This window comes from Asticcacaulis sp. P2_C5 (assembly GCF_056404555.1).
The window spans coordinates 1-1,181 of the sequence record NZ_JBFUDU010000036.1 but is presented as its reverse complement, the minus strand read 5'-3'; the positions used below and the strand labels follow the sequence as shown (position 1 = coordinate 1,181).

Annotated in this window: 1 protein-coding gene; it reads right to left on the bottom strand. The window is 56.1% G+C overall.

Annotated elements, in window-relative coordinates:
• Positions 1-14 precede the first annotated feature (14 nt).
• Positions 15-1,084 (bottom strand): IS630 family transposase gene (locus tag AC1DXO_RS26085; RefSeq protein WP_476981138.1). Its coding sequence is split into 2 segments (ribosomal slippage): positions 15-595 and positions 595-1,084, totalling 1,071 coding nucleotides; the frame shifts between segments, so codons are not numbered across the junction.
• Positions 1,085-1,181: the final 97 nt, after the last annotated feature.

The window sequence follows — 1,181 nt, the reverse complement described above, 5'->3', positions numbered from 1 at the left end:
TAATACCAACGGCGTTAAACTCTGACCTGTGCATATTCCCTTGTTCCGATTGATCGAATGCGTTCTGGCTGTTCCATGAGAGCCTTCCATGCGTTGCAACAAGCTTCGACAATGGCTTCGTAATTTTCATAGACCCGATTGGCGAGATAGTTCTGTCGTAGATACTGCCAGACATTTTCCTGAGGATTTAGCTCTGGCGAATAGGGTGGCAATTTCATCAGGGTGATATTTTCGGGCACGATAAGTTTGTCGCCAGTCTTGTGCCATCCAGCGCCGTCGACGATGACTAGGGCGTGTGCACTGGTAGCAATCTGTTTGCTGATTTCGCGAAGATGCAGGTTCATGGCCCAAATGTTAGCTTTAGGAACGACCCAGGCGGCTCCCACGCCTCGCGCTGGGCAAATGGCTCCAAAGAGATAGGCCCAAGTATAGCGTTGATCGCGAGGTGCGCGTGGACGACTGCCACGCTTAGCCCAGATACGGGTCAACGTACCTTGCTGGCCGATGCGTGCCTCATCTTGCCACCAGATTTCGATGGGTTGCCCCCGCTTTGCCTCGGGTATCGCAGCGGCGACCAGGTCGGCAAAGTTTTTTTATGCGCCTCCTGGGCGGACGCGTCCTGACCTGGGTGTTGAGGACGTACGGAGAGCCGCCGAAAGCCTAGGCGCCGCAACATGTCGCCGACGGAACGTTCGGCCATGGTGACATTGAACTCGCGCTTGATCCGGTGCGCCAGATCGATCCGCCTCCAGCGCACGACACCATCCACGGCTATATCCGGACCGTCCTTGACCCACTGCGCCACAGACTGCTGCTGCTCCGGTGTCAATAATGAAGGAGGACCGGGTAAAGGACGATCGCTTAACCCCGCCAGACCTTCCGCATTGTAGCGGTGCACCCAATCGCGAAGAGTTTGCCGATCCATACCGCAGATGGTCGCAGCCTCCGTGCGGCTTCGCCCTTCCAATACAAGCGCCAGCGCAAGCATCCGTCGGGCGGCATCAGCGTCATGGCTTCGAGATGCCGCCTGACGAAGACCTGAAGCATCCAAATCCAGACGTGTGATCAAAATCGATGTCGACAAGCCTAAACCCTCCAGCCAAATCAATGACCATAGGAATCACAATCCGCGCCTAAAGGGAATCCCCAGCCAGAGTCACCGCCTATCGCCGTTGGTATAA